Raw genomic sequence first — 4447 nt, forward strand, 5'->3', positions numbered from 1 at the left:
GGCTGACCATGATCGGGAAGCTCCTGGGTCACACGAAGGTGGAGACCACCGCGCGGTACGCGCATCTGGCGCGGGAGTCGGTGCGCGAGTCCGCCATCCGCGTATCCGACAGCATCGCCGCCGACATCCTGAAGGGATACCGGGGTGGCGGCGGGGACGAAGCTCCGGTCATGATGGCCATCTGACGCCCGGATAGGCGGCGACCGCCGAAGAAGGACTGGCGCTTCCTTGCTACCGAGACGCCCCGAAAGCCGCGGTAAGGTCCGAGCGTTCCAGCTCTTGTGGGTGCTGGCTTTCGTCGTTCCGGCAATGTACCAGACGAGATAACCCCAAAGCTATTCGGTGATTGTATCTATGGCCTGCTGTATCGTGTCCTCCAGTCCCCGCGGCACTATGAACCACAGGGGAATCCTACCCCTTGACGGGAACCCCCAGGGCCTTCCGGTTTCGCCATTCCAACGAATCGCCAATCTTGGGTGCTCGTCGTAGGTTCCCTCCGCGACAGACCAGCATCCCTCACCACCGTCGTGCAAGATGGCTGGAGGGTCCCGGTGTTGCCAGCGGTCCCTTGGTGCGGTGACATTCTCTGGGTGAATATATGGCATCCGAGCCCCCTTCCTTGCGTGGTGCCTCAGTTCAAGAGGCAGTCAGGTTGGATTCCACAGATCCGAAGAGCCGCTCGACGCAACGCACTTGATCGTGCGACCTCCAGGCCACCTTCTACGACTTTCCCGCGGCTTACTGGCAGCATCTGCGCACCACGGACCCCATCGAGTCGATCTTCGCCACCACTCGACTACGAACTGCCAAGACCCGAAACTGCCTCAGCGTCAAGACCACCTTGAGCTTGGTGCACCAACTGGCCATAAGTGCTCAGAAGCGCTGCCGACGCCTCTGGGGGTTAGGTCAGCTCGCTGACCTAACCCCCTATCGACACCTGATTCCTTCGGCAACGGTCCATAGGACGGTTGGGTTACCTGGCAGTCTAAATGTAGTTGTGAGAAAACCGGGAGACACCAAGTGGACACGATCGCCACCTTTCAGGATAGTCGCACGCCCCTGTGCCATCAACTTGCTGAAGGCGGCATAGTCCTTGTCCCCAATTAGGGACAACCCGAGATCGAGGGACTCCTTGTCGATTGCGGCGACATGACCGGCGACGCTTTGGCAGTATCGCGTCTGTCCAAAAGCTAAGTCACATAGAAGAAGGCCAAGAACAGCTACAAGTACGGTGCATTTGGTCATGTACCCCTACCGGTTCTTCTTTAAGGCAACGCCAGTCGTTGGTTGGGCTTCGTTGATCATGGCTGTCAAGACCTCTTCGGCTTCCAGCGTTCACGAATGGCCGCGTTGATCTGGTCGATCATGATTTGCGCCTGCTGAGCGGTGAGCACCAGGATCTTGTCGTCGAGCCAAACGAAGTATTCCTTGTCCACTTCCTCCACCCGGATCTCATCGACGCGCATCGCGGATTTCGTTCCCTTCTTCATGCTCACGCTCCCAGCCTTAATCGTGGGTACGAAGGCTCGGCGGCGGGAGAGGCAGCTAGCCACCCGCACCTTTGGAGGGAAGGACCGAGCCTTCGCACCCAAGGTTGTCCACAACCAGTCTTCCATGTGCCATCGGCCAGGATAGTCGTGAGAGCTTCGTTGAGGCTCCGGAGAAGCGCACCCGGCCCTCCTGGGTGTCGTGGCGGCTGAACGTGATGTAGATGCCCCCACGTGCCGTCGTGGGCCCGGGCCACCTTGCCGAGCTCCACGCCCTGATGAAATCGTGCCATCGTCGAGAATCATGGGCACCGTTCCGTCGAGCATCCACTTCTCCGTGCAGACACGATAAAATTACCATATATTGTCAAAGCACACGATGAACATATATGGTACGTGTAAGTTTAAGGGTCGCACTACGGTCTTCGAGCAGCAACGACAACGGACGCTTCGAGGCTTCGCGGAGGCTCGGCGCGGAGGCGACCTACGGGGTGGCGTTGTTCGGCGGTCGGATCACGGGGACGCCCAAAGCGGGGCTCTCACTCTCGGGCGGCGACGCGCCGTCCGCGCACGAGGTGATGTTCGATGGACTCGACTGCTTTGCCCCAATCCTCCGAACCCCGCGCAACGTTGCGCGCGTGCCGCGCGGGCGTCCGTCTTGCGCTGCTTTTCTTCGCTACCCTACGGGCGCTCCAAGACGTCGGTCGAGGCGTTTGGACTCTCCCGGTCGATTTCAGAGCATTGCACCGGTTTCGAGATGCCATGCAACAGGTGGTCGATGAACATTGTCGGCGCAAATGGACGTGGCAGAGCCCGCACCTGAGAGTTGACGGTGTTGGGAGAAGGCCACCGAAGTGTTGAACCCCCCGTCAGCATATGTCGACGGCTACGCCAAAGCGCGCGCCGTCGACCGCGAGACTGCGGACAACTACGTCGCCCACACCCGTATAGGCGACCCGGTCATGGACGCAGTGGTGGAAGAGATGGCGTCGCTGCCCCCGGAACAGATCCACAAGTTCGTTCGAGCGGGGATGGAGGAGGATCGCGACGGTTTGCGCAATGCGCCGCGATCGTTGCGCGACTTCTTCATTGACGCACCGCAGCCTGACCCGGACTGGCTCGATCGCGACGCCTTCGGCCCGGGCATCCGCGCCTTTCAAAGAAACTCGGTCCTCGTCCTTTCGGCTTTCGTCACGGGTGTGCTGATTGACGGGTTTTCCACCCTGATAAGCAAGTCTTTCGTGGAAACCGGGCGGATATTCGAGAACGGCGTCTGGCGGCTCAAGCAGAACAACCGTCATCAGATGGAGATATTCCTTCCCGGCGGGCTGGAACGGTACGGCGAGGGTTGGAAACTGTCGGTTCGCATCCGGTTCGTGCACGCGCAGGTGCGGCGGCTGCTGGGACAGACCGCGGAATGGGACCACGACGTCTGCGGCGTGCCGATCAGCGCCGCGCACCCCGGCCACGCGGTCGCGTGTTTCGCGGCGCGCACCGTCAAACACTCGGAGGCGCTGGGAGCTCGTTACACTGCCGAGGAGCGCGCCGGTTTCCACGACGTCTGGCGCTACGCCGGTTATCTCATGGGGATCCCCGAGACCATCCTCTTTGCCGACGAGAGCGACGCACTCCACAGGTACCGGATCGGGTCCCTTTGTGAGCCTCCTCCTACCGAGGATGCGATCATCATGACCAAAGCGTTGATCAACTCCGCGCCGCTGGTGGCGAACATTACTGATCCGGAAGAACGGCGTCAGTTGGTGAGGAACGTCATCTACCCCATTTCGCGGGCGCTGGTGGGCAACAAGCTCGCCGATCAGTTGAATTTCCCCAGGAAGGGTGGAATGCCTTTCCCCTTGCTCGCTTACCGCATCGACCAGCACCTTCAGCGGTTGAAGGCGTGGTACCGAAAGGAAAGGGTGCGAAATTTCTCGACGCTTCTCGAGGCCTCGGCCTATGACGACGCCGGCGTGAGTTACCGGCTGCCCGACCACCCCCACGACGAGCGGTCCAGCAAGTGGTGAGCGGCGGCTCCGCCGCACCGGCTCGTGTCCTTCCCACTCGGGCGGCGTGCCGACGCCGCACAATTGCCACAAGGACGACACAGTCACTGGCGGCGCTGGCCGATGCAAGAATGGCTCGAAAGTCCAGTGACCGGAAGGCACTAGCGAGAGGAGAAGAACGCGCGTCGGCCTCCGTCTTGAGGACGGATCGACGAAATTTGCCGAACGCGTCACCCAGTTGCGTCACTTCGACCGGCTTGGGCCTCATGGTTCCATACTTCCGGATCATTGATGTTCGCCACCAGCGGGGCGGAGTTGATCAACGCATTGGTCATGATGATCGCATCCGTCATAGCCCCGTCACCACCCTTACCGGTTCCGCTGCAACCTGGTCCTGACCTCCCGTTCACATGCCCCGTTGCGCATCCGAGGCGCGCCGGCCGCATCCCGACCGCCAACTCGCTACGGTATGCCGTTACTCCGCCGGACCAAAGGCCGTGTGGCCGAATGCACATGGAAGCCATGATGACAGAACCCTTGTCAAACATCGCGTGGTTGTGTAGGCCCTGTTCGGAGGGCTCGGCGGCCAAGCTCCGGATTGCGGGGTTCAGGGTTGAGCCAACCCCCCGCCGGGCCTTCCTCTCACCCATGACCCACAAGGAGCGCGAACTGCTGGAAACCATCGGACGCCAGGTGGCGGGACCGCGGCACAAGGCGGTCGTGGACGCCGTGCCTGAAGTCGTCGCGCTCATCGAGAGCCTCATTGAACAGAAGCTGGTGGAACCCACGGACCATGCTCAAAGGGCCACGACCCCGTTCATCCGGGTCTGTCTCACGGGCAAGGGGTGGATGCGGTACAAGGAGGGACTCGACCGGAAACAGGCGTTCATGGACGCTTGACGGGCAGGTCCCGGTGTTGGACTTCTACGAGCCTGGGGATCACCCGGGCAGGTTGAC

At 61.3% G+C, this 4447-nt stretch carries 4 protein-coding genes and 1 pseudogene; 4 read left to right on the forward strand and 1 reads right to left on the reverse strand.

From position 1 onward, the window contains the following. On the forward strand, positions 1 to 185 hold a 185-nt coding region (locus OXF11_06915; protein MCY4486835.1), incomplete at its 5' end, for a hypothetical protein. A gap of 533 nt (positions 186 to 718) precedes the next feature. Further along, positions 719 to 922 (forward strand): annotated as a pseudogene (locus tag OXF11_06920) (IS256 family transposase). Positions 923 to 1310: 388 nt separating this feature from the next. Here OXF11_06920 and OXF11_06925 read toward each other — a convergent pair. Continuing rightward, complete coding sequence (locus tag OXF11_06925) at positions 1311 to 1490, reverse strand: hypothetical protein (GenBank protein MCY4486836.1); 180 nt, start codon at positions 1488 to 1490, stop codon at positions 1311 to 1313. Positions 1491 to 2344: 854 nt separating this feature from the next. On the opposite strand from OXF11_06925, the gene OXF11_06930 reads away from it, so the two are divergent. Both OXF11_06930 and OXF11_06935 read left to right on the forward strand, forming a co-directional pair. Next, positions 2345 to 3511, forward strand: coding sequence for an oxygenase MpaB family protein (locus OXF11_06930; protein MCY4486837.1), 1167 nt, complete (start codon positions 2345 to 2347; stop codon positions 3509 to 3511). 627 nt (positions 3512 to 4138) lie between these two features. Further along, positions 4139 to 4390: a hypothetical protein gene (locus OXF11_06935; GenBank protein MCY4486838.1), complete on the forward strand. Its 252-nt coding sequence runs from the start codon at positions 4139 to 4141 to the stop codon at positions 4388 to 4390. Positions 4391 to 4447: the final 57 nt, after the last annotated feature.

This window comes from Deltaproteobacteria bacterium (genome assembly GCA_026712905.1).
Taxonomy (GTDB): domain Bacteria; phylum Desulfobacterota; class Binatia; order UBA9968; family JAJDTQ01; genus JAJDTQ01.